General features: G+C 43.5%; 25 protein-coding genes. 21 read left to right on the top strand and 4 right to left on the bottom strand.

The window, feature by feature from the left end; genetic code table 11:
* Positions 1–248: 248 nt before the first annotated feature.
* Together def and AC4HAL_RS09320 are read right to left on the bottom strand one after the other, a co-directional pair.
* Complete coding sequence (def, locus tag AC4HAL_RS09315; RefSeq protein WP_491093947.1) at positions 249–863, bottom strand: peptide deformylase; 615 nt, start codon at positions 861–863, stop codon at positions 249–251.
* 242 nt (positions 864–1,105) lie between these two features.
* Positions 1,106–1,759, bottom strand: a complete 654-nt coding sequence (locus tag AC4HAL_RS09320; RefSeq protein WP_491093948.1) for a Crp/Fnr family transcriptional regulator — start codon at positions 1,757–1,759, stop codon at positions 1,106–1,108.
* A 91-nt stretch (positions 1,760–1,850) separates the two neighbouring features.
* Here AC4HAL_RS09320 and AC4HAL_RS09325 point away from each other — a divergent pair, with 91 nt between their 5' ends.
* The 10 genes from AC4HAL_RS09325 (at position 1,851) to AC4HAL_RS09370 (ending at position 13,980) form a co-directional block, all read left to right on the top strand.
* On the top strand, positions 1,851–3,023 hold the full coding sequence (locus tag AC4HAL_RS09325) for an MFS transporter (protein ID WP_491093949.1): 1,173 nt from the start codon (positions 1,851–1,853) through the stop codon (positions 3,021–3,023).
* 144 nt (positions 3,024–3,167) lie between these two features.
* Positions 3,168–3,437, top strand: a complete 270-nt coding sequence (gene rpsO / locus AC4HAL_RS09330) for a 30S ribosomal protein S15 (RefSeq protein WP_447453090.1) — start codon at positions 3,168–3,170, stop codon at positions 3,435–3,437.
* Between the two features lie 391 nt (positions 3,438–3,828).
* Positions 3,829–6,498: a bifunctional acetaldehyde-CoA/alcohol dehydrogenase gene (gene adhE, locus AC4HAL_RS09335; protein ID WP_491093950.1), complete on the top strand. Its 2,670-nt coding sequence runs from the start codon at positions 3,829–3,831 to the stop codon at positions 6,496–6,498.
* Positions 6,499–6,582: 84 nt separating this feature from the next.
* Positions 6,583–6,798 carry a hypothetical protein gene (locus AC4HAL_RS09340; protein ID WP_491093951.1) on the top strand — a complete coding sequence of 72 codons (216 nt, stop codon included), beginning with the start codon at positions 6,583–6,585 and terminating at the stop codon, positions 6,796–6,798.
* Between the two features lie 190 nt (positions 6,799–6,988).
* Entirely contained in the window at positions 6,989–7,321 is a 333-nt protein-coding gene (locus AC4HAL_RS09345; protein WP_491093952.1) for a hypothetical protein, read from the top strand.
* 667 nt (positions 7,322–7,988) lie between these two features.
* On the top strand, positions 7,989–10,220 hold the full coding sequence (gene pnp / locus AC4HAL_RS09350) for a polyribonucleotide nucleotidyltransferase (RefSeq protein ID WP_491093953.1): 2,232 nt from the start codon (positions 7,989–7,991) through the stop codon (positions 10,218–10,220).
* Positions 10,213–10,953, top strand: coding sequence for an SseB family protein (locus AC4HAL_RS09355; protein ID WP_491093954.1), 741 nt, complete (start codon positions 10,213–10,215; stop codon positions 10,951–10,953). The genes pnp and AC4HAL_RS09355 overlap by 8 nt, the downstream gene beginning before the upstream one ends.
* Before the next feature lie 451 nt (positions 10,954–11,404).
* Positions 11,405–11,989, top strand: a complete 585-nt coding sequence (gene cysE, locus AC4HAL_RS09360; RefSeq protein ID WP_491093955.1) for a serine O-acetyltransferase — start codon at positions 11,405–11,407, stop codon at positions 11,987–11,989.
* 256 nt (positions 11,990–12,245) lie between these two features.
* The gene (gene cysS, locus AC4HAL_RS09365; RefSeq protein WP_491093956.1) at positions 12,246–13,589 is read left to right on the top strand and encodes a cysteine--tRNA ligase; all 1,344 of its coding nucleotides are present in this window, start codon (positions 12,246–12,248) and stop codon (positions 13,587–13,589) included.
* Positions 13,582–13,980, top strand: coding sequence for a Mini-ribonuclease 3 (locus AC4HAL_RS09370; RefSeq protein ID WP_491093957.1), 399 nt, complete (start codon positions 13,582–13,584; stop codon positions 13,978–13,980). Before cysS ends, AC4HAL_RS09370 begins: the two co-directional genes overlap by 8 nt.
* Positions 13,981–14,016: 36 nt before the next feature.
* Here AC4HAL_RS09370 and pbp3 read toward each other — a convergent pair whose 3' ends face one another.
* Together pbp3 and AC4HAL_RS09380 are read right to left on the bottom strand one after the other, a co-directional pair.
* The gene (gene pbp3, locus AC4HAL_RS09375; protein WP_491093958.1) at positions 14,017–15,252 is read right to left on the bottom strand and encodes a D-alanyl-D-alanine carboxypeptidase PBP3; all 1,236 of its coding nucleotides are present in this window, start codon (positions 15,250–15,252) and stop codon (positions 14,017–14,019) included.
* 237 nt (positions 15,253–15,489) lie between these two features.
* On the bottom strand, positions 15,490–16,854 hold the full coding sequence (locus tag AC4HAL_RS09380; RefSeq protein WP_491093959.1) for an aspartate kinase: 1,365 nt from the start codon (positions 16,852–16,854) through the stop codon (positions 15,490–15,492).
* A 270-nt stretch (positions 16,855–17,124) separates the two neighbouring features.
* Between AC4HAL_RS09380 and AC4HAL_RS09385 the strand changes: the two genes are divergently transcribed.
* The 11 genes from AC4HAL_RS09385 (at position 17,125) to fabZ (ending at position 25,720) form a co-directional block, all read left to right on the top strand.
* On the top strand, positions 17,125–17,772 hold the full coding sequence (locus AC4HAL_RS09385; protein WP_491093960.1) for an HAD family hydrolase: 648 nt from the start codon (positions 17,125–17,127) through the stop codon (positions 17,770–17,772).
* Positions 17,773–17,903: 131 nt separating this feature from the next.
* On the top strand, positions 17,904–18,695 hold the full coding sequence (fabM, locus tag AC4HAL_RS09390) for a trans-2-decenoyl-ACP isomerase (RefSeq protein WP_447453079.1): 792 nt from the start codon (positions 17,904–17,906) through the stop codon (positions 18,693–18,695).
* 203 nt (positions 18,696–18,898) lie between these two features.
* Entirely contained in the window at positions 18,899–19,333 is a 435-nt protein-coding gene (gene fabT / locus AC4HAL_RS09395) for a fatty acid biosynthesis transcriptional regulator FabT (protein ID WP_491093961.1), read from the top strand.
* On the top strand, positions 19,333–20,307 hold the full coding sequence (locus AC4HAL_RS09400; protein ID WP_491093962.1) for a beta-ketoacyl-ACP synthase III: 975 nt from the start codon (positions 19,333–19,335) through the stop codon (positions 20,305–20,307). The genes fabT and AC4HAL_RS09400 overlap by 1 nt, the downstream gene beginning before the upstream one ends.
* Before the next feature lie 67 nt (positions 20,308–20,374).
* The gene (locus tag AC4HAL_RS09405) at positions 20,375–20,599 is read left to right on the top strand and encodes an acyl carrier protein (RefSeq protein ID WP_447453076.1); all 225 of its coding nucleotides are present in this window, start codon (positions 20,375–20,377) and stop codon (positions 20,597–20,599) included.
* A gap of 205 nt (positions 20,600–20,804) precedes the next feature.
* Positions 20,805–21,773, top strand: a complete 969-nt coding sequence (gene fabK / locus AC4HAL_RS09410) for an enoyl-[acyl-carrier-protein] reductase FabK (RefSeq protein ID WP_491093963.1) — start codon at positions 20,805–20,807, stop codon at positions 21,771–21,773.
* 83 nt (positions 21,774–21,856) lie between these two features.
* The gene (fabD, locus tag AC4HAL_RS09415; RefSeq protein WP_491093964.1) at positions 21,857–22,777 is read left to right on the top strand and encodes an ACP S-malonyltransferase; all 921 of its coding nucleotides are present in this window, start codon (positions 21,857–21,859) and stop codon (positions 22,775–22,777) included.
* 8 nt (positions 22,778–22,785) lie between these two features.
* Positions 22,786–23,523, top strand: coding sequence for a 3-oxoacyl-[acyl-carrier-protein] reductase (gene fabG / locus AC4HAL_RS09420; RefSeq protein WP_491093965.1), 738 nt, complete (start codon positions 22,786–22,788; stop codon positions 23,521–23,523).
* Positions 23,524–23,586: 63 nt separating this feature from the next.
* Entirely contained in the window at positions 23,587–24,819 is a 1,233-nt protein-coding gene (fabF, locus tag AC4HAL_RS09425) for a beta-ketoacyl-ACP synthase II (RefSeq protein WP_491093966.1), read from the top strand.
* 2 nt (positions 24,820–24,821) lie between these two features.
* Positions 24,822–25,301 (top strand): acetyl-CoA carboxylase biotin carboxyl carrier protein, encoded by a 480-nt coding sequence (accB, locus tag AC4HAL_RS09430; protein ID WP_491093967.1) that lies wholly within the window; start codon positions 24,822–24,824, stop codon positions 25,299–25,301.
* A complete protein-coding gene (gene fabZ, locus AC4HAL_RS09435) occupies positions 25,298–25,720 on the top strand; it encodes a 3-hydroxyacyl-ACP dehydratase FabZ (protein ID WP_491093968.1) in 423 nt (140 codons plus the stop codon). Before accB ends, fabZ begins: the two co-directional genes overlap by 4 nt.
* Positions 25,721–25,742: the final 22 nt, after the last annotated feature.

Consider the following 25,742-nt stretch of genomic DNA (forward strand, 5'->3'; position numbering starts at 1 on the left):
GCATAATGGCTAGAAGTTATTAGGAGCTAGTCTTGGCTCATATACGATAAGACTGTATAAAAAGCCCTCGCTGGGATTAAACTCAGCGAGGGCTTTTTGGGTGTGTGTCTACTGCAGTAGGTGACTTATCTTAATATCTAGACATAAAAAGTAGTGGGAATAAGATGAACAGCGTTCATCACATGAGATGAGATCCGGGGAACCTTTTGAGATTGGAGAAAGAGGGTAGGACAAAAGTCCAGATTCTTTTACTCTATAATCAGCATCCCTTCCTTGATAGCGAAAGGGTCTTTTTCGTTGATACGGTCGTAGAACATAATCCCGTTAGTGTGGTCAATCTCATGTTGAACAACCATGGAATTATAGCCGCGCAATTTTATCTTTTGTTTATCGCCATTTTTATCGTTATATTCAACGGTTACGCGCGAGTGCCGAATGACATAGCCGGGAACCTCACGGTCGACAGATAGGCAGCCTTCCCCGTCAGCCAAAGCCGCATCCTGAACAGAGTGGGAAAGGATTCTCGGATTATACATAATCTCTTGGAGGCTATAGGGCTGAGCTGGTGGATTGCCTTCCTCGTCTTCTGGATTTGGCACCAAAACAGCGATGATTCGTTTGGAAATATCTAGCTGAGGAGCAGCGAGGCCAACGCCTCCACGCAGTCCCATCTTTTCGGCCATCACTGGGTCTTGGGAATTTTTAAGGAACTGCATCATCTTTTCTCCCAGAATAATATCCTCATCTGATAGGGGCAGTTCAACCTCAGCTGCCTCTTGGCGCAAGGTCGGATTACCCTCGCGGATAATATCAGACATATCAATCAAATGACTAGGTTTGATAAGTTTATCTTGTATAGACATGAAAATGTGAACCTCCTTCAAGAAAAACAGCCCCTTCTAGCTAGAGAAGGCGGTCTTTCTGACTCTTTTTAGTTAAATGAAAACCAAAACCAGATATGGCGTCAAAGTCAGCGCTAAGAAGCTAAATTAAGGCAAGAATTTTAATATCAGCCATATAGTTTTGAATTTCAAAGAATATTATGCTTGTGCCTTGATAAGATTAGTATAGCACGAAAAATTTTAGAAATAAAGCTACCAATCTGCTAGTTCTGAATCACTAGACTTTCTAACTCCAAGCGTTCTCGAATACGGTACGTTTTAAAAGCAGTCCTTTCAATGATTCCCTGATCCAGAAGCTGTTTGACCACCCGTCCTAAATGACGATAGGAGGTTCCAAAAGCATCAGCCAAGACACTGAGCTGCAGCTGGAAAAATCCCTCCTTTTCATGGCTCAGAATGTAGGTTGCTAAACGTTCCTTGACGGAGTATGAGATATTGGTTGAAGAGATAATGTTTTGCTGTTCTAATTTTTGGGCCAGCTGGCGGCCAATCTGATAGAGCAGGAGTGGATCTTGATAAACCTGCTGCCGATTCTTGAGCGGCAGTTGAACGACTCGGCTGGTTTCCAGAGCAATGACTGACGATACACTATCTTGATTGCTCATCAATTCAATATCGCCAATTAATGTAGGCTTGGTCTGCGTTTCTAGGATATGTTCTTTGCCGTTAAAGAGTCGCCTGACAATCTTTATATGTCCTTCGATAAAATAAAAAAGGTGCCCCAGTGTCTGCCCTTGCTGGCAGATGGCTTGCCCTTTCTTGTAGGTGACCAGCTGCAAGTGACTGATATAGTGCTCAGGAAAGATCTGATAAAGCTTATATTTTGTTAAATAGTATTTTAGTTGATTATCTGCCACCCTAGCCTCCATTTTAGGACGGATGTCCTATTTTTTAAGTCCGCTTTTCATTATACTGGAGAGGTTAAAGTTTTTCAAGAATGGAGTTAGCATGAAATTTACGATGGAGAAAATCAGCCTTCTGGCCTTGTCCTTGATGCTGGTATCAACCTATGCCATTTCCCCAGCCTTACCGGCAATGATTAAAGCTTACGGGAGTCAGGGTATCAGTTCTGATAAAGTAGAGTTATTAATTTCTTTACCCTCCTTTGCCATTATTGCTGTTTTGCTGATGACGCCTTGGCTGAGCCGCCTTTTATTTGAGCGCTTGACGATTGTAGCGGGCCTCTTATTGCTGTCCCTAGGTGGTATATTTCCCATTTTTAATCAAAATTATAGCTTAGTCTTTTTGTCCCGCCTAGTTTTGGGGGTTGGTATCGGTCTTATCAATGCGAGTGCTATCAGCATCATCAGCCAGCGTTTTACGGGGCGAGAGCGTATTAAAATGTTGGGATTGAGGGGATCCGCAGAAGTGCTAGGTTCTGCTCTTTTGACCTTTATTGCTGGTCAGCTTTTGACGCTGTCATGGTCGGCTGCCTTTGCTATCTACGCCTTGGGATTTATCATCATGGGTCTTTACCTGCTTTTTGTCGGTCCAGATAAGTCCAGCCAAGAATCAGATTTACCTAAGGAAAGAACCGCTCCCAGTTCTCCTCTCTCTTGGCGGCAGCTAATCTATATTCTCTCCCTTGCTCTTTACGCTGGCTTCGTTATTTTAATCAATTCTGCTAACACCCTGCGTATTCCAGTGATAGTGTCTGCTTTTAGGCTCGGGACTGCCCAAGATGCCAGCTTGATACTCAGTTTGATGATGCTGATGGGAATTGTAGCAGGTGCCTTGTTTAGTAGTCTGGTTGTCTATTTTAAACGGTCTCTGCTGACTCTTGTTCCTCTTGTTTTAGGGCTGGGTCTCTTGGTAATGTGGCTGTCTCACAATCTTTTCTTCCTTAGTTTAGGCGCTCTGCTGACTGGCTTTGTCTACAGTTTAGGAGTGACCTATGTCTTCAACCTCCTGTCGGAAACGATCCCTAAGCAACAGCTGCATACAGCTACGACTCTAGTGCTGCTGGGCTGTAATCTTGGCGGAGCCTGTGCCTCCCTAGCTCTGCGTGTAATCGCTTATCTGACACCTTCACTGACAGCAGCCTTTGCTGTTTTGGGTTTGCTCAGCCTGGGATTAGCGACCCTGCTGTTTCTAATAAGGCATGTCAAACCTGTAAACTAGCTCTATATGCCAATAATCTCGTATGGTTGACGCTGTCTGGCTAATTTGTTAGAATAGAGAGGTCGCAAAGACAAACTAACTTCTTCTTGGTTGTAGGAAGGCCAAAACCTACCACTCGGATGAAGCAATAAAAGGAGAAAAGATATGGCAATTTCAAAAGAGAAAAAAAATGAAATTATTGCTCAATATGCTCGTCACGAAGGTGACACTGGTTCTGTAGAAGTTCAAGTAGCAGTGCTGACTTGGGAAATCAACCACCTCAACGAGCACATTCAGCAGCACAAAAAAGATCATGCAACTTACCGCGGTTTGATGAAAAAAATCGGTCACCGTCGTAACCTTTTGGCCTACCTTCGTCGTACTGATGTTAACCGCTACCGCGAATTGATTAAATCACTGGGACTTCGTCGTTAAGATAAGGTCTTTGATCTAAAGATAAGGGTTGGGCAAAGTCCCAGCTCCTTAAAAAGTGGCTGTCTTATTCGAACCCTAACTTTGAGATAGACGCTCGGACTCTCTAGAAATAGAGGGTCTTTTTTTAACTATTTACTAAGTCTGGTCATGTTTTTGTGTCTAAACAGCTTTAAAGATGGGGCCCTAAACCACTATCGAAGGTGCTGGATTTGTTTGGCTAAAGTGCTATCTCAAAAAAATGTGATTTTTTTCACAAAAAAGCTTGACATTATTCTAAAATAAGGTAAACTTAATAAGTGAAGAAAGTCACAAACTTTTGAGAGAGTAAATTTCCAAAAAGTTTCCGAGACATTCTTTTTAGAAAAACACTAATCATTTGGAGGAGACCTTAATGGCTAAAGAAACAAAGGTAGCAGCAGAAAAAGTTGAAGAACTAGCGCAGGAATACACCAGTTCCCTCATCGACAAAGCCTTAAAAGCTGAGCAAGAATATGCGACCTACACCCAAGAACAGGTTGATAAAATTATTGCAGCGATGGCTCTTGCTGGTTCAGAAAGTTCTCTGCAACTGGCCAAAGAAGCTGTCGAGGAAACGGGTCGTGGTATCGTTGAAGATAAAGATATAAAAAACCATTTTGCTACTGAAAATATTTACGAATTAATTAAACATGAAAAAACAGTAGGCATTATCGGCGAAGATAAGGTTAAAGGTCAGGTTCACATTGCGGCTCCCCTAGGTGTTATTGCGGGGATTGTCCCAACAACAAATCCCACTTCAACAACCATGTTCAAGAGTTTGGCAGCCTTAAAGACACGCAATGCTATTGTCTTTGCCTTCCACCCATCAGCTCAAAGTTGTTCTGTTCATGCAGCTCAAATTATGTATAAAGCTGCCATCAAGGCTGGCGCACCTGAAAATATTATCCAATGGATTGAAACACCTTCTATTGCCAACACAAACGCCTTGATTACCAATAAGAAAATTGCTGCAATCTTAGCAACAGGCGGCCCTGGTATGGTCAATGCGGCTCTTAAATCAGGTAACCCTTCAATGGGGGTTGGTGCTGGTAACGGTGCAGTCTATGTTGATGCGACGGCTCATATTGACCGTGCTGTCGAAGACCTTCTTATGTCAAAACGCTTTGATAACGGTATGATTTGTGCGACAGAAAACTCTGCTGTTGTTGAAGCTCCAATCTATAAGGAATGGCTCAAGAAAATGCAAGAAAAAGGTGCCTATTTGGTGCCTAAGAAGGACTACAAGAAACTGGAAGAATGCGTCTTCAATGACCATCATGGAGTTAATGGACCAGTAGCCGGTATGTCTGCCCGCTGGATTTGTGAGCGCGCTGGTGTGGATCTACCAGAAGGCAAAGATGTTCTCTTGTTTGAATTAGACGCCAAGAATATCGGTGAAAAGCTGTCCTCTGAAAAGCTATCCCCTCTGCTTTCTGTATACAAGGCTAAAGACCGTGAAGACGGTATTGAAATTGTTGAAGCCCTTCTTGACTACCAAGGTGCTGGACACAATGCGGCAATTCAAATTGGTTCTCAGGCTGACCCATTTGTAGCTGAATACGGTGATCGCGTAAAAGCGTCCCGTGTTCTGGTCAACCAACCGGATTCCATCGGTGGTATCGGTGATATTTATACGGACGCCTTGAAGGCAAGTCTGACATTGGGAACAGGATCATGGGGGAAAAATTCATTGTCACACAATCTATCAACTGGCGACCTCTTGAATGTTAAAACAGTCGCAAAACGTCGTAACCGCCCTCAATGGGTACGCCTGCCGGAAAAAACTTACTATGAAAAGAATGCTATTTCCTATCTACAAGATGACTATGAACCAATGCGGCGTGCTCTGATTGTAGCAGACCCTGGTATGGTACAGTTCGGTTTCGTTGACACGGTTTTGGGGCAATTGGCGCTTCGCGATGAAAAGGTAGTTACCTCTCTTTATGGCACGATCAAACCAGACCCAACTCTGGGACAAACGATTGAAATCGCTAAGCAAATGCGCGACTTTAAGCCAGATACTGTTATTGCTATCGGTGGTGGTTCAGCTATTGATGCGTCTAAGATTGCCCGTTTGATTTATGAAACATCATTGGACCGCGAGCCAGACTTCTTGGATAGCTATGAGCAAGTCAGTGCCTTCTTCCTTGAGTTGCAACAAAAATTCATCGATATCCGTAAACGTATCGTTAAGTTCAAACACCAAACGGAGACCCGTCTCTTCTGTATTCCAACGACATCTGGTACAGGAGCTGAGGTTACACCGTTTGCCGTTATCACAGACGACTTTACTCATGTTAAATATCCTCTGGCTGATTACGAGCTTGTGCCACAGGTTGCTATTGTTGACCCAGAATTTGTTATGACAGTGCCTAAACGCACAGCAGCCCTCTCAGGACTCGATGCTCTCTCCCACGCTTTAGAATCTTACGTCTCTGTCATGGCTTCTGATTTTACCCGCCCATGGTCGCTTGAAGCTATTAAGCTGATCATTGAAAATCTGGAAGATGCCTACAACTACGATCCGAAAAATCCGACACTTCGTGGGGAACAAGCCAAAGAAAACATGCATTATGCGTCAACAATTGCTGGTATGGCCTTCGGTAATGCCTTCTTAGGAATCAACCACTCGCTTGCCCACAAAACAGGTGGTGAGTTCGGTCTGCCTCACGGTTTAGCCATTGCCATTGCTATGCAGCATGTTATCCGCTACAATGGTGTTGCAGGCAACGTGAAACGTTCTGTCTATCCGCGTTATGAGGAATACCGTGCTCAGCGTGACTATGCTGATATTGCCCGTGCTCTTGGTCTTAAAGGCAAAACGGATGAAGAGTTAGTTGAAGCGCTGTGTCAGCGGATTGACAAACTGATGAAGGCTATTGACGTTGAACCTAAATTGTCGGCTAATGGTGTTAGTAAGAAAGACTTTGAAGCAGCTCTTGATCGCTTAGCGAGTCTGGCTTATGATGACCAATGTACACCAGCTAATCCGCGTCAGCCATACATTGAAGATATGAAACAACTTTTGATTGATCAATTCTAATCAAAATTACTAGCACCTAAAGAAATAGCTTAAAGAATTAGTATTCCTTTTAGAAGGTCCAGTGGACCTTTTAAGGGGTTGCTAGTGAGTGCAGAAAAAAATAATAAGAGAAGCAAGGATCTTGCTCTACTCCCTCATATAGTGAATAGTGAAAATCTAAAATTCACAGGCACTCTGGGGGAGTTTTCTTATGCTCAAAAACAATGTGAGATTGAGCAAAAACGCGTCCAGTATCTCTGTCTTGGAACCAACTCTTGGTGCAGTGGTTGGGAGAAAGACTTGTTGGCGATGACAACTTAATCTTACCCTTGCATAATCCATTAAGCGCTTTAGCACCAATGAATCACTGCTGACTGGCTTCCTTTTGCCAGCAGGTTAAGACAAAAAAACGAAACGAATGGGGGCACCGTTAATCTTATTTCCATTCCCTATATCCTAATGGTATCTATTTACTGGGTGCTATAACACTGAGGTGTGCTATAATAAGTCCATGTTATTTTATTTTATAGTGGGCTTGATTTTACTGATGCCGGTTTTAGGCCTCGTTTTTATCGGTCTAGCTGTCAGCCCGAAAGTAGGTAATATCAGGTGGGTGATGCTAATTGGTTTGCTACTGTTTGCCCTGTCTTTCTATAGTCTCTACTTGAAAATTAATGTCCTCTTTTTTAGTTTCTTTGCACTAGGTCCCTTTTTATTTGGCTTGGGTCTACCCGTCAGTCTGTCGTCAAGCAAACGTCTTCAGGCCGGTCTATCCGGTCTTGGTTTGCTTCTCCTTTTTCTGGGAATGCTCCTTATTATTGCTAATATGCTTAACCATATCTAGGAGAGTGGGATTCAATCGGTAAATCGTAATAAAATTGCGATTTCGATTTTCTTCGCTCTCTCATTTTAAGGCTCAGACCTCTGACACTTTCCTGTTTTTAGGTGGCAGGCGTTTGGCAGTCTATCCCCAGACTGCCAAACGCCACTGGAACATTTTGACACTTGCAAAGTTCATGGTATTAGATAACCTGAGGTTGCGACAAAAGTTCTCAACCTTATTTATTTGGTTAATTTATTCGCTAAGCGCAGTGGTTGGTTGGATATCCTTATCCCATGCTCTACAAGTGATAGCTCCAACAGTTTGGGGAACTGTTGGAGGATATCCAATTCTATGAACGTTAGTTCAGGTCAATCCCTAACCAACTTTGCGGAGGTGGGACAACGAAAGCAAATTCTCCAAATTATTGATTTCTGTCCCACTCTCAGCTATCATTTGCGTGGTCGTTAAACAGTCCAATGGACTACCTAAGAGGTACCTGAAAATGGGACTGCGCCTCACGATAAGGACTGCCAACCGCTGCGTCAATGGAATATGCTAAAGAGTTTGGATTTTTGTCTCAGCCCTTTTTCTTCACCCTAAAAGCCTTAAACATATCGATAACCTTATCATTAGTCACTATTTGTGGTAAAATAGAAACGATTCTAATTCTGGTAAAAGAGGTACTCTAATGGCGAAACAAACCTTCCAAATGACCTTTGCAGGGCAACCCTTGGTGGTGGAAATAGGTCAGGTAGCCAAGCAGGCTAACGGCGCTGCTGTCATCCGCTATGGCGAATCAACGGTGCTCAGTGCTGCCGTCATGTCCAAAAAGATGGCAACGACAGATTTCTTTCCCTTGCAGGTTAATTATGAAGAAAAAATGTATGCGGCCGGAAAGTTTCCGGGTGGCTTTATGAAGCGGGAAGGTCGCCCGCCAGCAGAGGCGACACTAACAGCCCGCCTTATCGACCGACCTATTCGGCCCATGTTTGCGGAAGGTTTTCGCAATGAGGTGCAGGTGATTAATACAGTTCTATCCTATGATCCTGATGCTAGTGCTCCTATGGCGGCCATGTTTGGAAGCTCTCTTGCCCTGTCAATTTCTGATATCCCTTTTAATGGCCCCATTGCCGGTGTACAAGTTGCCTATATTGATGGTGAATTCATCATTAATCCTTCTGCTCAGCAGAAAGAAAATTCTTTGCTGGAACTAACAGTTGCTGGGACAAAGGAAGCCATTAATATGGTAGAATCTGGCGCTAAGGAATTGCCGGAAGAAATTATGTTAGAAGCTCTTCTTGAGGGGCATAGTGCGATTCAGGAGCTGATTGCCTTCCAAGAAGAAATTATCACTGCTGTCGGACAAGCAAAAGCTGATATCGAGCTCTTGCAGGTAGATGAGGCTCTCAAGTCTGAAATCATTAAAGAGTATAATCCTGCTCTGCAAAGAGCTGTTCAAGTAGAAGAAAAACTAGCGCGTGAAGAAGCGACTCAGGAAGTCAAAGATAAGGTTATAGCGGCTTATGAAGAGCGCTATGCAGATCATGAAGATTATGAGCGTATCATGCGGGATGTCGCTGAAGTTTTAGAGGAAATGGAACACGCAGAGGTGCGTCGCCTCATTACACAGGACAAGATTCGTCCTGATGGCCGTCGTATTGATGAGATTCGTCCTTTAGAAGCGGATATAGACTTTCTGCCGCAAGTTCACGGTTCTGGTCTCTTTACTCGCGGTCAGACGCAGGCTCTGTCAGTTCTGACCCTAGCACCTATGAGTGAGACCAAGATTGTTGACGGTTTGGATCCCGAATATCGCAAACGCTTCTTGCATCACTATAATTTTCCGCAGTATTCAGTTGGCGAAACCGGCCGCTACGGTGCTCCCGGCCGTCGTGAAATTGGCCACGGAGCCCTAGGCGAGCGTGCTCTAGCACAGGTCTTGCCTAGCTTTGAAGACTTTCCTTATGCCATCCGTTTAGTTGCAGAAGTCCTAGAGTCCAATGGTTCTTCCTCCCAAGCTTCTATCTGTGCTGGGACCTTGGCACTCATGGCTGGAGGTGTCCCTATCAAGGCGCCGGTGGCTGGAATCGCTATGGGCCTTATTTCAGATGGCAGCGATTACACAATTCTGACTGATATTCAGGGGCTTGAGGATCACTTTGGTGATATGGACTTTAAGGTAGCAGGGACGCGCCAAGGAATTACTGCCCTGCAAATGGACATTAAAATCTCAGGAATCACGCCGAAGATCCTGCAGGAAGCTCTTGCTCAAGCAAAAAAAGCCCGCTTTGAGATTCTTGATGTCATTGAGACTACTATTTCAGAACCCCGTCCAGAATTGGCACCGACAGCTCCTAAAATCGATACCTTAAAAATTGATGTGGATAAGATTAAGGTGGTCATCGGTAAGGGAGGCGAAACCATTGATAAGATTATCGAGGAGACCGGTGTTAAAATTGATATTGATGAAGACGGCAATGTTCAAATCTACTCATCAGATTTAGCAGCCATTGAGCAAGCTAAGAAAATTATTACTGATCTAGTACGTGAGGCTAAAGTTGGTGAGGTCTACCACGCTAAGGTCATCCGCTTAGAAAGCTTTGGAGCCTTTGTCAATCTTTTTGAGGGGACGGATGCCTTGGTGCATATTTCAGAGCTGGCTTGGCAGCGTACGGAAAGGGTCGAAGACGTTGTCAAACTTGGCGACGAAGTCGATGTTAAAATCATCAAAATTGATGATAAAGGGCGCGTCAATGCTTCGATAAAAGCCCTGCAGCCAAGGCCCAAAAAACAAGAAGAAGCTACTGAAAGCAAGAGATTTCACCGCAAGAAACACCGTGGTCATGAGGAACATGGTCATCCAGCCACCTCTCTCCAGTCAGCAGAAAACCGAGAACAAGAAGGTAAGCATCATGAATAAATTTAACTCAGAAATTGATTTTGCTCTGCGCAATTTCATCGCTAATCCGGAAAATTTTCTAGACGGTTTAACCTTGGTCAACAGTCTCCACTCTATTCCTGTAATTGCCAGTAGCCAGCCTTATGCTATTGCAATTGAAGGACAGAAGGTTGTTCCAGTTTTCACTAATAAGTCAGATTTGGATCGCTTTAAAAAAGAGCATCCTAGCGCCAAACAGCAGGAATGGGTTGAGCGTCTCAGTATAGAAATTTTAGAGGAAGCTGTTGTTAACCGTCTTCATGGCCTGGTTTTCAATATTAAGAAAGCTGGTGACTTTGCAAATTCAACAATCTTTAAAAGTAGCGAAATGATCCAACTGATTAACACCTACACGACCCTGCTCAACGATGTTTTAGGTGAGGAAAATCAAAGTCGTCAAGAGTTGGAGCGCCGCTACTTTGTTCCAGTAATTATTTTGGCAGATGAGACCGGCGGCTATCAGCGTAGTTATCCAGCCTTAGCTATTGAAGGAGCAGATTACATTCCAGCCTTCTCCAGTATTCCTAGCTTTGCCAAATGGTATAATAATGGTGAGTTGGGCTACCCTTTTCGCGCTGCCAAGGGGATGGTAATGACGTGGACGATAGACGAAATTGCTCACCCTGCTCAAGGAGAAAGCGGCGTGGGAAATACGCGTGGTGTAGTCCTCGATCCTCTCAATGAAATGCAAAGACTCGTGGACTGGACAAGCTGATTAGTGCTCATGAGAAGGTGCAAGGGAAAGTCTCGCTGTCTCTGTATTTAGATAGGAGATTTTGAGTGCTGTTTCTTCATATTTATTGATGAATCTGGTCAAAAGTGGCTCAGCTGTTAGTGATTTTAGTACTTACAGATTGTAAGATTCTGAGATGAGCCCCTTGTCTGGATGAAAAGAAAATATTGTTGTCAAGACTCCTCCTTTTTAGGCTTGCTTGATGGTTTAGTGTCTCTATTTGAACATGTTTAAAAACTCAAAAATAAAGTGCCTTGCCTTTAGAGAGATAGTCCTGTCCCCTTGTAATCTTATTTGCTCTTTACAGGCTTTGTAGCTTGTGAAATTTAGCCTGCACTTTTTCCCTATCTGAAAAATTTATAGTTTACTCGGTAGGGATATTAGTTTTCTTTAGAGTATTTGAGGACTTAGTATCTTGTGAAAGGATGTGTTTATGGGCTGGTGGAAGGAAACTATTGATATTGTAAAGCGCCAAGACCCAGCTGCCCGAAGTTCCTTGGAAGTTCTGTTGACTTATCCTGGAATTAAGGCGCTGGCAGCTCACCGTTTATCACACTTTCTGTGGCGGCACCATCTTAGACTGCTGGCTCGTATGCACAGTCAGTTTTGGCGCTTTTGGACGCAAATTGAAATTCACCCAGGAGCGCAGATTGCCGAAGGAGTTTTTATCGATCACGGTTCTGGTTTAGTTATTGGTGAAACAGCCATTGTCGAGAAAGGTGCCATGCTTTACCATGGGGTAACCTTAGGAGGAACGGGAAAGGATGTGGGGAAACGGCATCCGACTGTCCGCGAAGGTGCTCTTATTTCCGCTCATTCTCAGCTAATTGGTCCGATTGAGATTGGTAAGAATGCTAAGGTTGGGGCAGCTGCAGTTGTTCTGTCAGATGTCCCGGCGGATGTCACTGTTGTCGGTGTCCCTGCTAAGGTCGTCCGAGTTCATGGACGAAAGGATGAGCAAGCTATCCGTACGCTCCAGGAAGCACGGGAGGCTAGCTACCATTCATCGCATTTGTAGTTGTCCATAGCGGTAAAAATGCAAATCGGTGAATTTTTAGAATTGGTCTAGTTGTTTAAATGAGCCACACTTGTTTTTATGCTAGTTCATATTAATCTTATTAGGCAAGGTTCTTGGGTTTACATGAAGCAGGTGGTAAATGGCTTTCGCTACCCTAAATTTATAACTAAAAGCGATGAGTTTGGGAATTGATAATGAAAATTCTGCGTCTATTTATATGAACAGAAAATAAGCGAAAATGAATAAAGGAGACAAGGTGATTAAAATCTATGATACTATGACCCGCAGCCTGCGGGATTTTGTGCCAATTCATGAGGATACGGTCAATATGTATGTCTGCGGTCCGACTGTCTATAACTATATCCATATCGGCAATGCCCGCTCCAGCGTAGCTTTTGACACTATTCGCCGTTATTTTGAATACCGCGGTTATACTGTCAACTATATCTCAAACTTTACTGATGTTGACGATAAGATTATTAAGGCAGCTGCAGAAGCTGACATGCCCCCTAAAGCCTTGGCGGATAAATTTATCGCTGCTTTCATGGAAGATACCAGAGCACTAGGGATTAAGCCAGCTACCCAAAACCCCCGTGTGATGGATTACATGGACCAGATCATTGAGTTTATTGAAATCCTGCTTGCTAAGGGCTTTGCTTATGAGTCCGCTGGGGATGTCTATTTCCGTGTCCAAAAGTCAGAAAATTATGCTGCCCTAGCCAATAAAACATTGGCTGATTTGGAGATTGGAGCCAGCGGTCGTACCGATGCCGAGACCGATCGTAAGGAGGATCCTTTGGATTTTGCCCTCTGGAAATCGGCCAAAGCTGGTGAGATTTCTTGGAATAGTCCTTGGGGACAGGGGCGTCCAGGTTGGCATATTGAGTGTTCGGTTATGTCAACCACGATTCTTGGTGATACAATTGATATCCATGGCGGTGGTACTGATCTGGAGTTTCCTCACCACACCAACGAAATTGCCCAGTCTGAAGCCAAGACAGGACAAACTTTTGCTAATTACTGGATGCATAATGGTTTTGTCAATGTAGACGATGAAAAAATGTCCAAATCACTTGGGAATTTTGTGACTGTCCACGATCTTTTAAAAACAGTGGATGGTCAGGTTCTGCGTTTCTTTCTTGCTAGTCAGCACTATCGCAAACCTATTAATTTTACAGATAAGGCCATCCACGATGCTGGGGTTAATGTAAAATATCTAAAAAATACTTATACACTTCCGCTTACAGATCAGGCAGATGAATCAACCCTAAAGCAATTCCAAGTAGACTTTGTAGCAGCCATGGATGATGATTTTAATGCAGCTAATGGCATTACCGTAATTTTTGATATGGCCAAGTGGATCAATTCTGGCAACTATACTCAAACAGTAAAAGTAGCATTCGGGGACATGCTGGCTGTTATGGGATTGGCTTTTGAAGAAGAAAGCCTTGACCAAGAGATTGAAGCCTTGATTGCGCAGCGTCAAGAAGCGCGTGCTCAAAAAGACTTTGCTACAGCCGATCGAATTCGCGATGAGTTGGCTGCTCAAGGAATCAGGCTTCTTGATACTAAGGATGGCGTGAGGTGGACACGTGACTAAGGTAGATGTCAAGCTTATCAACGGAATTGCCTTAGCCTTTGAAGGAGATGCTGTCTACTCGCTTTATATTCGCCGCTACCTAATTTTTCAAGGGCAGACTAAGCCCAATCAGCTCCATCGTATGGCAACCCGCTATGTCTCTGCCAAGGCTCAGGCCCAGCTGGTTCAGGCCTTACTAGATGCTGGTTTATTGACAGAAACAGAAGAAACTATTTACAAACGCGGACGTAATGCACATACGCATACCAAGGCCAAAAATACCGATATTATTACCTATAAAATGTCTACGGGTTTTGAGGCTGTGCTGGGTTACCTCCACATGACAGAACAAATCAGTCGCATGGAAGAGCTGATTGCTTGGTGCATTGCCTATATTGAAAAACAACACTAAAAGGAAGCCGCTTGTTCGGCTTCCTTTTAGTGTTGCTTATAAATTTTCATTGACATATCTGACAAAATGATTCCACCATACTTTGAGGAAGAAGCTCTTTTTAACCGGCTTTTGAGCAACAAGTGTCATTTTAGGTGGCTGATCCAGATAACCCGTACCAATGAGATCAGGGTCATCGTAGGTAAGACTACCGACTTTTCTTCCTTTTTTTAGGGCAGCTGTCACGGACTTAGTATGAATCTTGGCTCCGGGTTTTTTATCGGAACCAATTTTAGTGACAACCTTGAAATCGTCCTTAACGACAGCAGGCACAGTCTTAGACTTACCATCAACAACTTGGGCTGTGCTTTTATGATAACTGGCCCCTTCAACAGTCAGAGTGGTCATCTGAAAATTATAGGCTGCATAATTGAGCAACTGGTTAGTTGCATCAAAACGTGCATACTCATTAGTGTCAGCATTGTCAGCATTTAAAATGACAGTAATCACACGCATACCATTTTCAGTTGATGTAGCGACAAAAGATTGACCAGCCAATTCCGTCGTCCCCGTCTTGAGACCATCTACGCCATCGCGGGCATACGGCATTCCATCCAACATATAATTAAAGGTATTCATGGTTGAGCCGTGAAAATCAGCGCTGGTCTTCTTGGTAATATCTAGAACCTCAGGATATTCACGAATCAAGTGCTGAGCGATGATAGCCACATCACGTGCACTCATCTGGTTCTCATCGTCACTGGAAGAACCGGGGTAAAGGTGATCTCCTAAGTAACTGTTGTTAAGGCCAGAAGCATTGACCAGCTTAGCGTCTTTAATTCCCCACTCTTTTAGCTGTCTTTGCATCATATCAACAAAAGTCTGCTCGCTGCCGCCAATTTTTTCTGCCAGCGCGATAGCTGCACTGTTAGCGCTAGAAATCATGGCAGCCTCAACTAAATCTTTAACCGTATATTCACGGGCTTCCATTGGAACATTGCTGGCCTCAGAGTTAGTTGTCAAATCATAGGCATAATCAGAAATCTTAACCTTACTGTTCCAGGATAATTTTCCCTCATCAATCTGCTGATAAACCATATAAATTGTTAAAATTTTCGTGATGGAGGCTATGCCATCAGGTGTTGTAGCATCTTTTTCATAAAGCACCTTGCCGGTGCTGGCTTCAACAGCGATAGCATGTTCAGCCGGAGCTTCAAATTTATCGGCCTGAACCAATCCGCCACTAAAAAGCAAGGCAAGGCCTAAAATCAGTCCTACAAAAAATTTTTTCATAACTGCTTCCTTAATTTAAGATATCTTTTTTATTATATCATAAAAGGTAGTTTCAAAAGAAACAATCCGATTAAGATTAAGCTTACAATTCGGTGTCAAGAACAATAAAAATTCTCAAAATAGAGCGAAAAGAGTGGAAAAAGCAATTCACCAGGATGCTTTTTCCACTCTTTTTATTCTTGCTGCTAGTGTTTAGCTATGATTTTAGGACAAGAAACGTCTCCAATTCGCACAATATTATACAAGGTTATCTTTCTCAAAGAAAGCCTTATAGATAGCGCGGACAGCAGATTTTTCCTGTTCCGACTTGATGACAAACATAACTGAGACCTCACTGGAGCCTTGCGAAATCATTTCAATGTTAATATTTTTATCGGACATGGCCTTAGTCGCAGTTGACATGACTCCGACTTGATTCTTCATGTTTTCACCAACAATCATAATGATAGAAAGATCACGTTCGATTTCGACTTCATCAACCCCTAAATTGCGCGTCAGTTGCGTCATAATCTCCTGTTCTTTAATAGGAGTCATCTCTCGTTCACGCAGGACAATGGACATATCATCAATGCCGGTTGGGATATGCTCCCAACGAATATTGAGTTCTTCCAGAATTTGTAGTACCTTACGTCCAAAACCGACCTCACGGTTCATCAAATATTTAGAGATATTAATGCTGACAAATTTATCATCGCCGGAAATTCCTACAACGGGAGTTTCTTGATGGCTGTGCTGCAAGACAATCCGAGTTCCAGGGTGATTAGGGTTGTTGGTGTTTTTGATGACCAAAGGAATACGGCCGCGATAAGCAGGGATCAGCGCTTCATCATGCAGCACAGAGAAACCAGCATAGGCCAGCTCGCGCATCTCACGATAGGTTAGCTCCTTAATCGAATGCGGCTTGTGCACAACACCAGGGTGGGCAGCAAAAATTCCATCTACATCTGTAAAATTCTCATAGAGATCAGCCTTAACCCCCGCAGCCACAATAGAACCTGAAATATCAGATCCTCCGCGCGAGAAGGTACAAATCTGATTATCAACAGTAACTCCAAAGAAACCTGGGATAACGAGAACCTCATCGCTATCACATAGCTCTTCTAATTTGTCATAACTGCCCGGTAAAATTCTGGCGTTACCCGGCTCGCTAGAGACGATAATACCAGCCTTGCCCGGATGCATATAGCGTGCAGGGACACCGTTCTGACGGAAATAGGCTGCGATCAGTTTAGCGTTATTGTCCTCACCCGCTGCTAGAAAGGTATCGTAGAGAAAATCGTTCCCTTCAATAGGAAGGGTTGCCAGCTCTGTGATAGCTGCAGCAATCTTATCAAGGATACTGTGGGATAATCCCAACTCATCGATGATAGACTTATAACGGTCGATAATCCAATTTTGGTCGGCCGAAACATCGGCGTCATCTGTATAAGAGCGGTAATAGCGAATTAAAGCGTCGGTAACCTTAGTATCTTCAGCGTTTCGTTTACCGGGAGCAGAAACAACAACAAAACGTCGTTCAGCATCCGCTTTAACAATATTCAATACCTTCTTTAATTGCTGTGCAGAAGCTAGCGAGCTTCCGCCAAATTTGATAACTTTCATAGCGACTCCGTCTTTTATATATAATGATTGCCTAAAATTATAGCAAAATTCAGACAGTTTTTCAATTTCATTTGGGAGAGTGTCTGATCTGTGGTATTGACCCATTATTACCTAAGAAATCTGTCTATAGTTAAAGAGCCGCTGCAAAGCGTAACAAGCGCAAGAAAACTTGCCATAAGAAGTTATGAGAAAGCTCCGAGACTGGATAGGGATTTTAGTTCAATAGAAATCTCTGTTGTATTTTATGGTAAAATAAAGCAGAGGTTTTTCATGAAGCAAGCTATTATTTTTGATATGGATGGTGTCCTTTTTGATACCGAGGAATTTTATTATACTCGCCGCGAGACCTTCTTAGCCAATCGAGGAATTTCGATTAAGCATCTGCCTCTGAGTTTTTTTATTGGTGGTAACATGAAGCAGGTCTGGGAGAAAATCTTAGGGAATGACTATGCGAATTGGGATATCGCCCAGCTCCAAGAAGATTATACGAATTATAAGACAGCCCATCCTCTCCCCTATAAGGAAGTTCTCTTTGCTGATGTTCAGATGACTCTGGAGGCACTTAAGGAAAAGGGACTGAAGATTGGTTTGGCCTCTAGCTCAACGAAATTGGATATTTTAAAGGCTTTAGGCGATACTAACTTAACAGCTTACTTTGATGTCATCTTATCAGGGGAGGAATTTCCAGAAAGCAAGCCCCATCCCGCTATCTACAATGAGGCAGCAGCTCAGCTGGGCTTCGCTAAATCAGATTTGCTGGTTATCGAAGACAGTGAAAAAGGGATTGCTGCCGCAGTTGCTGCTGGCATAGAAGTCTGGGCCATTAAGGATGAACGCTATGGCTTGGATCAAAGTCAGGCTAATCGTTTGATCAATAACTTAACAGAAGTGCTGGATTGTCTAACAACAGTAAATTAATGCAAATGCTGCTAGTTCTTTTCTTTACAAGAAAGTATTTCCTTGTCAAACGAGCATTTTTAGTTATAATGGATGAGATAGTGGTAAAACAGCTTATTTTATTTGAAGAATAAAATAATTGGAGGTATCTTATGAATTTTTCAACAATTCTTTACAGCGTAGAAGATGGTGTTGCAACCTTGACCTTGAATCGACCGGAAGTGTCGAACGGTTTTAATATTCCAATCTGTGAAGAAATCATTGAGGCTATTAGTCTGGCAGAAAAGGACGATAGTGTGCGTATTTTGCTCATCAATGCTAATGGCAAGGTCTTCTCTGTTGGGGGTGATTTAGACCAAATGCAGAAGGCCGTTGATGCCGATGACGTGCAGTCTCTGGTGCGGATAGCTGAACTAGTTAATACGATTTCCTTTATGATTAAGCGCCTGCCCAAGCCAGTTATCATGAGTGTTGACGGACCTGTAGCCGGTGCAGCCTTCAATATGGTTTTAGCAGCAGATTTCACCCTTGCTTCTGAAAAAGCTAAATTCATCCAGGCCTTTGTTGGAGTTGGTTTAGCGCCAGATGCTGGTGGACTCTTCCTCTTGACGCGTTCTATAGGTATCAATCGGGCGACCCAAATTACTATGACAGGCGAAGCAGTTAGTGCTGAAAAAGCCTTGGAGTGGGGGTTCATCTACCGTTTAGTAGAATCTGAAAAACTAGAACGTGATACTGATCGCTTAATTAAACGCCTGAAGCGCAGTTCTCCTAACTCCTTTAAGGCAATCAAAGAGATGGTTTGGCAGAGTGACTTTGCTGGCTGGGAAGAGTATGCTGATCTTGAGTTGGCACTGCAAAAATCATTAGCCTTCACTGAGGACTTTAAAGAAGGGGTTAATGCCTTTAGTCAGAAGCGTCGCCCTAACTTTACTGGAAAGTAGCAAGAGGTAGCCGCGTGTTTTAGTGCTGATGTGCCTTCTGTCTATAGGTCTGCCATTTCCTAAACTTGCTCTTTTCCTGTCAGTAGGTGGGCTAACAAAGCTTAAGCGATGTCCAAATAGAGAAGTTATTTCATTACTCTTGCAAACATGTTTCAGTTCTGATATACTTTGAATATCAAATTATTTGAGAATCGAGGTATGAAGTGGATTATAAGTTAGTTAATGAATATCTAACAAAAGTTTTTAACAATGTCTTAGTCATTGAGGAAATGAGTTTAAAAAACAGCCGTTTCAGGGATGTTTCTATGAAGGAAATGCATACGGTTGATATTATCGGTCATATTCCTGATGCGACACCCAGTGACATTGCTCGCGAGTTAATGGTGACCTTGGGTACGGTTACTACTAGTTTGAACAAATTAGAAAGAAAGGGCTATGTTGAACGCCACCGTTCAGAAGTTGACCGCCGTGTTGTTCATCTGAGTCTGACGAAGAAAGGGCGCCTTATTTACCGCCTGCATAACCGTTTCCATAAAAACATGGTAACCCAAATTATAAAAGGAATGAATGATATGGAGATTAAAACCTTAGAGGGCGCCCTCCACAATCTCTATCAATTCTTAGAGGATTTGAAATAATGACCTTTGCAAAAATTAGTCAGACAGCCTACTATGTACCCGAGCAAGTTGTCACAAATGACGATTTGGCTGAGATTATGGATACTAGTGATGAGTGGATTGCCAGCCGTACAGGAATCAAAGAAAGGCGTATCAGCCGCAATCAGGAAACTAGTGACTTAGCGACTGAGGTGGCTAAGCAGCTGCTGGAAAAATCAGGACTGAGTCCGTCAGAAATTGATTTCATCATCGTAGCGACCATTTCACCTGATTCTATGATGCCGACTACCGCCGCCCGTGTTCAGGCCAATATCAATGCCAGCGAAGCTTTCGTCTATGACCTAACAGCGGCTTGCAGCGGTTTTGTATTTGCCTTAGCAACAGCCGAAAAGTTAATCAAGGCGGGTAGCTATAAAAGAGGACTGGTTATTGGTGCTGAAGTGCTGTCCAAAACGCTGGATTGGTCTGATCGCAGGACAGCTGTTCTTTTTGGAGATGGTGCTGGTGGTGTACTTTTAGAAGCATCAGCACAAGAGCATTTCTTAGCAGAATCGCTCCACAGTGATGGTAGCCGAGGGCAAAAATTGACCTCGGGAGCATATGGTTTGCAGTCTCCTTATTCGGATCAAGGGGAGAACAATCCCTTTATGGGTATGGATGGCCGTGCTATTTTTGACTTTGCTGTCCGTGATGTGTCCCGCAGTATCAAGGAACTTCTAGAAAATTCAGACTTATCTGGTGATGGCATCGATTATGCCCTCCTGCATCAAGCTAATATCCGTATTTTGGATAAGATGGCTAAGAAAATCGGACTTGAACGCGATAAATTTTTAGCTAACATGATGCACTACGGCAACACTAGTGCAGCTAGTATACCTATTTTACTAGCAGAATCTGTTGAAAATGGTATAATAAGACTCGACGGTTCCCAGACCTTGTTGCTCACTGGCTTTGGTGGGGGATTGACATGGGGCAGTCTAATTGTTAAAATTTAGGTAGATAACTGTGTAAAAACAGTATTTATATATTATTTATTTTTTATCTTTAAAGGAGAATTTTAAAATGGCAGTATTTGAGAAAGTACAAGAAATCATCGTTGAAGAGCTTGGTAAAGAAACTGATGAAGTTCAAATGACAACGACTTTTGATGAGCTTGACGCTGACTCACTTGATGTATTCCAAGTTATCTCAGAAATTGAAGATGCATTTGACATCCAGATCGAAACTGAAGATGGTTTGAATACGGTTGGTGATTTGGTTGCCTACGTGGAAGAAAAAACTAAATAGATATGGTTGAGAGACTGGGAATTATTCCCAGCCTTTAAATCTTACAGATTTAGTTACGAAGGTGCAGCCCAGAGATGTCTTAATTCACATGACTATTAAGCAAGGCTGCAAGGTGGACGGGGCAACTCATCCGCCTTCTTCTTTAAACCAATACTTTGACATTCAAAGTTCTTGGACATAATTATTTAAGAAGGTAAGGATATCTATGAAATCTCGCATTACAGAATTATTAAATATTAAATACCCTATTTTCCAAGGGGGTATGGCATGGGTCGCAGACGGTGACTTAGCTGGTGCTGTGTCCAATGCTGGAGGACTTGGAATTATCGGCGGCGGTAATGCCCCTAAAGAAGTCGTTAAAGCTAATATAGATCGTGTTAAATCAATTACAGATAAGCCTTTTGGGGTTAACATCATGCTTTTATCTCCTTTTGCTGATGACATTGTGGATCTTGTAATTGAAGAAGGGGTTAAGGTAGTCACTACTGGTGCAGGTAACCCTGGTAAATATATGGAACGCTTGCATGAAGCAGGAATCACTGTAATCCCGGTTGTCCCAAGTGTAGCCCTTGCTAAGCGTATGGAAAAATTAGGAGCGGATGCTCTGATTGCTGAAGGTATGGAAGCTGGTGGTCACATTGGCAAACTGACAACGATGACTTTGGTACGCCAAGTTGTTGATGCTGTGGATATTCCTGTTATTGGTGCTGGTGGTGTAGCTGACGGGAACGGTGCTGCAGCTGTATTTATGCTAGGGGCTGATGCTATCCAAGTTGGTACCCGTTTTGTTGTCGCTAAGGAGTCCAACGCCCACCAAAACTTCAAAGACAGGTTGCTCAAGGCCAAGGATATTGATACTGTCGTGTCCGCTTCAGTTGTTGGACATCCAGTACGTGCTATCAAGAATAAATTATCCTCCTCTTATGCTCAGGCAGAAAAAGATTTCTTAGCAGGAAAAAAATCGGCTCAGGAAATTGAGGAGCTTGGCGCAGGAGCTCTACGCAATGCAGTTGTTGATGGTGATGTCCAAAATGGTTCTGTCATGGCCGGACAAATTGCAGGCTTGGTTCGTAAGGAAGAAACCTGTGAAGAAATCTTGAAAGACCTCTATTATGGTGCTGCTAAAGTCATTAAAGAACAAGCTGCTCGTTGGGCAGATGTATCAGAAGATTAAAAAATAACAACAAGGAACGACCTCAGACCTTTACTTTTATAACTTAATAGTGGAGGTCTCTAGCCAAACTTGGAGGAAATAGTGTGACAAAGACAGCCTTTTTATTTGCCGGACAGGGTGCCCAAAAATCTGGTATGGCAAAAGATTTGTATGAAGCTTATCCCCTTGTCAAAGAGACATTTGATACTGCCAGTCGCATTTTAGGATATGATGTACGAAAGCTTATCGATGAGGAAGAAAACAAGCTTAATCAAACCCGCTATACACAACCTGCGATTTTAACAACTTCTGTTGCCATTTATCGTCTCCTAAAAGAAAGGGGGGTCGAACCAGATGTTGTAGCAGGCCTTTCACTTGGGGAGTACTCAGCCTTGGTTGCTGCAGGAGCTCTATCATTTGAAGAAGCGGTAGCTCTCGTAGCTAAGCGTGGTGAATTTATGGAGACAGCTGCTCCAGCAGGCACTGGCAAAATGGTTGCGGTCATGAATACACCTGTAGAGGTTATCGAAGAAGCTTGTCAACAGGCTTCTGATAAGGGGTATGTCAGACCTGCCAACTATAATACGCCAGCGCAAATCGTTATTGGTGGCGATGCTGCAGCGGTAGATGCTGCTGTTGAAAAATTGAAAGAGGCGGGTGCTAAGCGATTGATTCCGCTCAAGGTTTCAGGCCCCTTCCACACGGCTCTCTTGGAGCCAGCAAGTCAGCAGTTGGCGCAGGAACTTAAGAAAGTCGACTTTTCAGAATTTCAGATCCCTTTGGTTGGTAACACAGAAGCCAGAGTTATGGCGTATGCTGATATCAGATCTCTTTTGGCTCGTCAGGTGAAAGAGCCTGTACGCTTCTACGAATCAATTGCAACTATGCAGGAGTTAGGAGTAACAGACTATATTGAAATCGGGCCGGGTAAGGTTCTCAGCGGTTTTATGAAGAAAATTGATAAGACAGCCCCTGTTTCTCCCGTAGAAGATGTGGCTAGTCTGGAGACTCTTTTAGAAAAATAGGAGGCCCCATGGAATTAACTAATAAAAATGTTTTTATTACAGGTTCAACCCGCGGCATCGGTTTGGCCGTTGCGCATAAATTTGCCAGCCTAGGTGCTAATTTAGTGCTTAATGGCCGTTCAGAAATATCAGAGGACCTACTAGCACAGTTTGCAGGCTATAATGTTAAGGTTGTTGCGATTTCAGGTGATGTCTCTGATTTTACAGATGCAAAACGCATGGTCGATGAGGCTATTGAAGCGCTCGGTTCAGTAGACATTCTTATCAATAATGCTGGCATTACTAATGATAAGCTCATGCTTAAGATGACAGCAGGTGACTTTGAACGTGTCCTAAAGATTAACCTGACAGGTGCTTTTAATATGACACAAGCTGTCCTTAAACCCTTAACTAAAGCGCGTCAGGGTGCTATTATTAATATGTCATCAGTCGTTGGTCTTATGGGAAATGTCGGTCAAGCTAATTATGCTGCGTCTAAAGCAGGTCTTCTTGGCTTCACCAAATCTGTTGCACGTGAAGTGGCTGCTCGAGGTGTCCGAGTAAATGCTATTGCTCCAGGTTTCATCGAGTCAGATATGACAGATGCAATTCCTGATAAAATGAAGGATGCTATGATTGCTCAAGTCCCAATGAAGCGCATGGGGCAAGCCGAAGAAGTTGCGGACGTTGCAGTTTTTCTGGCCAGCCAAGAATATTTGACAGGTCAGGTTATCGCTATTGATGGTGGGATGACTATGCAAGGGTAACCTTGGCCTAGTTCTACCTAGTTGTTAAGATCGAAAATTATCTAAGAAAACAGAGGAAATATTATGACTTTTAATCGTGTAGTTGTAACGGGTTACGGTGTCACATCACCAATCGGACATACACCAGAGGATTTCTGGAAGAGCCTTGAGAATGGTGAAATCGGTATCAAACCGATAACGAGGTTCGATCCATCAGAAATCCCAGTTCACAATGCTGGTGAAATCCAAGACTTCCCCTTTGATAAATATTTTGCGAAAAAGGACACCAATCGTATGGATACCTATTCGCTGTATGCTATTTATGCAGCTATGGAAGCCCTTGAAAATGCTAATCTTGATATGGAGGCCGTAGATCGCGACCGCACAGGTGTTATTGTCTCATCTGGTATCGGTGGACTCCAAGAGTTGCAAGATCAGATCATCCGTATGCATGAGCGCGGTATGAAGCGCATTAGACCGATGTTTATCCCTAAAGCCCTTTCCAATATGGGAGCTGGTAATATTGCCCTCAAGATTGGTGCTCAGGGGGTATGTAAATCCATCACAACAGCCTGTGCCTCTGCCAATGATGCCATTGGGGAAGCATTCCGTGAAATCAAGTATGGCTTCCATGATGTTATCCTAGCTGGCGGTTCCGAAGCTTCCATTACTAAAATTGGTATTGGCGGATTCAATGCTTTGACAGCTCTTTCAACAACAGAAGATCCAACTCGCTCAGCTATTCCATTTGATAAAGATCGCAATGGTTTTGTCATGGGTGAGGGTGCCGGTGTTTTAATTGTTGAAAGCTTAGAGCATGCCCAAAAACGTGGCGCTAATATCTTGGCTGAAATTGTCGGCTATGGCAGCAACTGTGATGCTTATCATATGACAACACCAACGCCAGACGGATCAGGTGCTGCTAAAGCAATGAAGCTGGCCATCAAAGAAGCAGGGATCACACCTGAAGAAGTAGGATACGTCAACGCTCATGGTACGTCAACACAAGCCAATGAAAAGGGTGAAAGTCAGGCTATCGTAGCTGTTCTTGGTAAAAATGTTCCTGTATCATCTACTAAGTCGTTTACAGGGCACTTGCTCGGAGCAGCCGGTGCCGTTGAAGCTATTGCTACAATCGAAGCTATCCGTCATAGCTTCCTTCCGATGACTGCAGGGACCAAGGAGTTGTCAGAGGACATTGAAGCTGACGTTATCATGGGTGAAGGACGTCAAGCTGAGGTTGAGTACGCCATCTCAAACACTTTTGGATTTGGCGGTCACAATGCTGTTCTTGCATTTAAACGCTGGGAGGCTTAGGCATGAACATTTCAGAAATCAAAGATTTGATGAGCCAATTTGATGGGTCTAGTCTGCGTGAATTCTCTTATAGCAGTAACGGCGAAGCTCTAGTCTTTAGTAAGAATGAGGGACAAACAGCTTCTGTAGTAGCTCCAGTAGAGCCAAGTTCAGCTGGGACGGTGCCGTCAACTGTGACAGAGTCAGCGGCATCACAGACAACCAGCGAACCAACGGCTCCAGCAGAGCCAGCCGCAATAGCGGCCGAGGGCGACCTTGTAGAAAGTCCCTTGGTTGGCGTGGCTTATCTTGCACCAGCGCCTGATAAACCAGCCTTCGTTTCTGTCGGAGATAGTGTCAAAAAAGGACAGACTCTCTTGATTATTGAAGCGATGAAGGTTATGAATGAGGTTCCTGCACCAAGAGATGGTGTTGTAATTGAAGTTTTGGTCGCGAATGAAGAAGTTGTTGAGTTTGGAAAAGGATTGGTGCGGATCAAATGATCGATATTACAAAAATTCGTGAGTCCCTTCCCCATCGCTACCCTATGCTTCTAGTCGATCGCGTCTTGGAGATATCAGATGATGAGATTGTAGCGATTAAAAATGTTACGATTAACGAGCCCTTCTTCAATGGTCACTTTTCTGAGTACCCAGTGATGCCAGGTGTTCTTATTATGGAGGCTCTAGCTCAAACGGCTGGTGTCTTGGAATTGTCCAAGGAAGAAAATAAAGGAAAGCTAGTCTTTTATGCTGGTATGGACAAGGTTAAATTTAAAAAACAGGTTGTTCCGGGTGACCAACTGGTTATGACAGCTAAGTTCGTTAAGCGCCGCGGCACCATCGCAGTGGTTGAAGCCAAGGCAGAAGTTGATGGTAAACTGGCTGCCAGCGGGACCCTGACCTTTGCCCTAGGAAACTAGCTTTATGCTTATTAGATGGCTA

The organism is Streptococcus sp. ELY_125 (assembly GCF_058314535.1).

What these genes read in the sequence shown, in the direction of transcription:
- pnp (WP_491093953.1), top strand. Translation starts at nt 7,989, where the DNA reads ATGGCGAAACAAACCTTCCAAATGACCTTTGCAGGGCAACCCTTGGTG.
- AC4HAL_RS09325 (WP_491093949.1), top strand. Translation starts at nt 1,851, where the DNA reads ATGAAATTTACGATGGAGAAAATCAGCCTTCTGGCCTTGTCCTTGATG.
- AC4HAL_RS09345 (WP_491093952.1), top strand. Translation starts at nt 6,989, where the DNA reads ATGTTATTTTATTTTATAGTGGGCTTGATTTTACTGATGCCGGTTTTA.
- fabF (WP_491093966.1), top strand. Translation starts at nt 23,587, where the DNA reads ATGACTTTTAATCGTGTAGTTGTAACGGGTTACGGTGTCACATCACCA.
- cysE (WP_491093955.1), top strand. Translation starts at nt 11,405, where the DNA reads ATGGGCTGGTGGAAGGAAACTATTGATATTGTAAAGCGCCAAGACCCA.
- AC4HAL_RS09355 (WP_491093954.1), top strand. Translation starts at nt 10,213, where the DNA reads ATGAATAAATTTAACTCAGAAATTGATTTTGCTCTGCGCAATTTCATC.
- AC4HAL_RS09385 (WP_491093960.1), top strand. Translation starts at nt 17,125, where the DNA reads ATGAAGCAAGCTATTATTTTTGATATGGATGGTGTCCTTTTTGATACC.
- adhE (WP_491093950.1), top strand. Translation starts at nt 3,829, where the DNA reads ATGGCTAAAGAAACAAAGGTAGCAGCAGAAAAAGTTGAAGAACTAGCG.
- accB (WP_491093967.1), top strand. Translation starts at nt 24,822, where the DNA reads ATGAACATTTCAGAAATCAAAGATTTGATGAGCCAATTTGATGGGTCT.
- def (WP_491093947.1), bottom strand. Translation starts at nt 863, where the DNA reads ATGTCTATACAAGATAAACTTATCAAACCTAGTCATTTGATTGATATG.
- fabG (WP_491093965.1), top strand. Translation starts at nt 22,786, where the DNA reads ATGGAATTAACTAATAAAAATGTTTTTATTACAGGTTCAACCCGCGGC.
- fabM (WP_447453079.1), top strand. Translation starts at nt 17,904, where the DNA reads ATGAATTTTTCAACAATTCTTTACAGCGTAGAAGATGGTGTTGCAACC.
- AC4HAL_RS09400 (WP_491093962.1), top strand. Translation starts at nt 19,333, where the DNA reads ATGACCTTTGCAAAAATTAGTCAGACAGCCTACTATGTACCCGAGCAA.
- rpsO (WP_447453090.1), top strand. Translation starts at nt 3,168, where the DNA reads ATGGCAATTTCAAAAGAGAAAAAAAATGAAATTATTGCTCAATATGCT.
- pbp3 (WP_491093958.1), bottom strand. Translation starts at nt 15,252, where the DNA reads ATGAAAAAATTTTTTGTAGGACTGATTTTAGGCCTTGCCTTGCTTTTT.
- AC4HAL_RS09405 (WP_447453076.1), top strand. Translation starts at nt 20,375, where the DNA reads ATGGCAGTATTTGAGAAAGTACAAGAAATCATCGTTGAAGAGCTTGGT.
- fabK (WP_491093963.1), top strand. Translation starts at nt 20,805, where the DNA reads ATGAAATCTCGCATTACAGAATTATTAAATATTAAATACCCTATTTTC.
- AC4HAL_RS09380 (WP_491093959.1), bottom strand. Translation starts at nt 16,854, where the DNA reads ATGAAAGTTATCAAATTTGGCGGAAGCTCGCTAGCTTCTGCACAGCAA.
- fabZ (WP_491093968.1), top strand. Translation starts at nt 25,298, where the DNA reads ATGATCGATATTACAAAAATTCGTGAGTCCCTTCCCCATCGCTACCCT.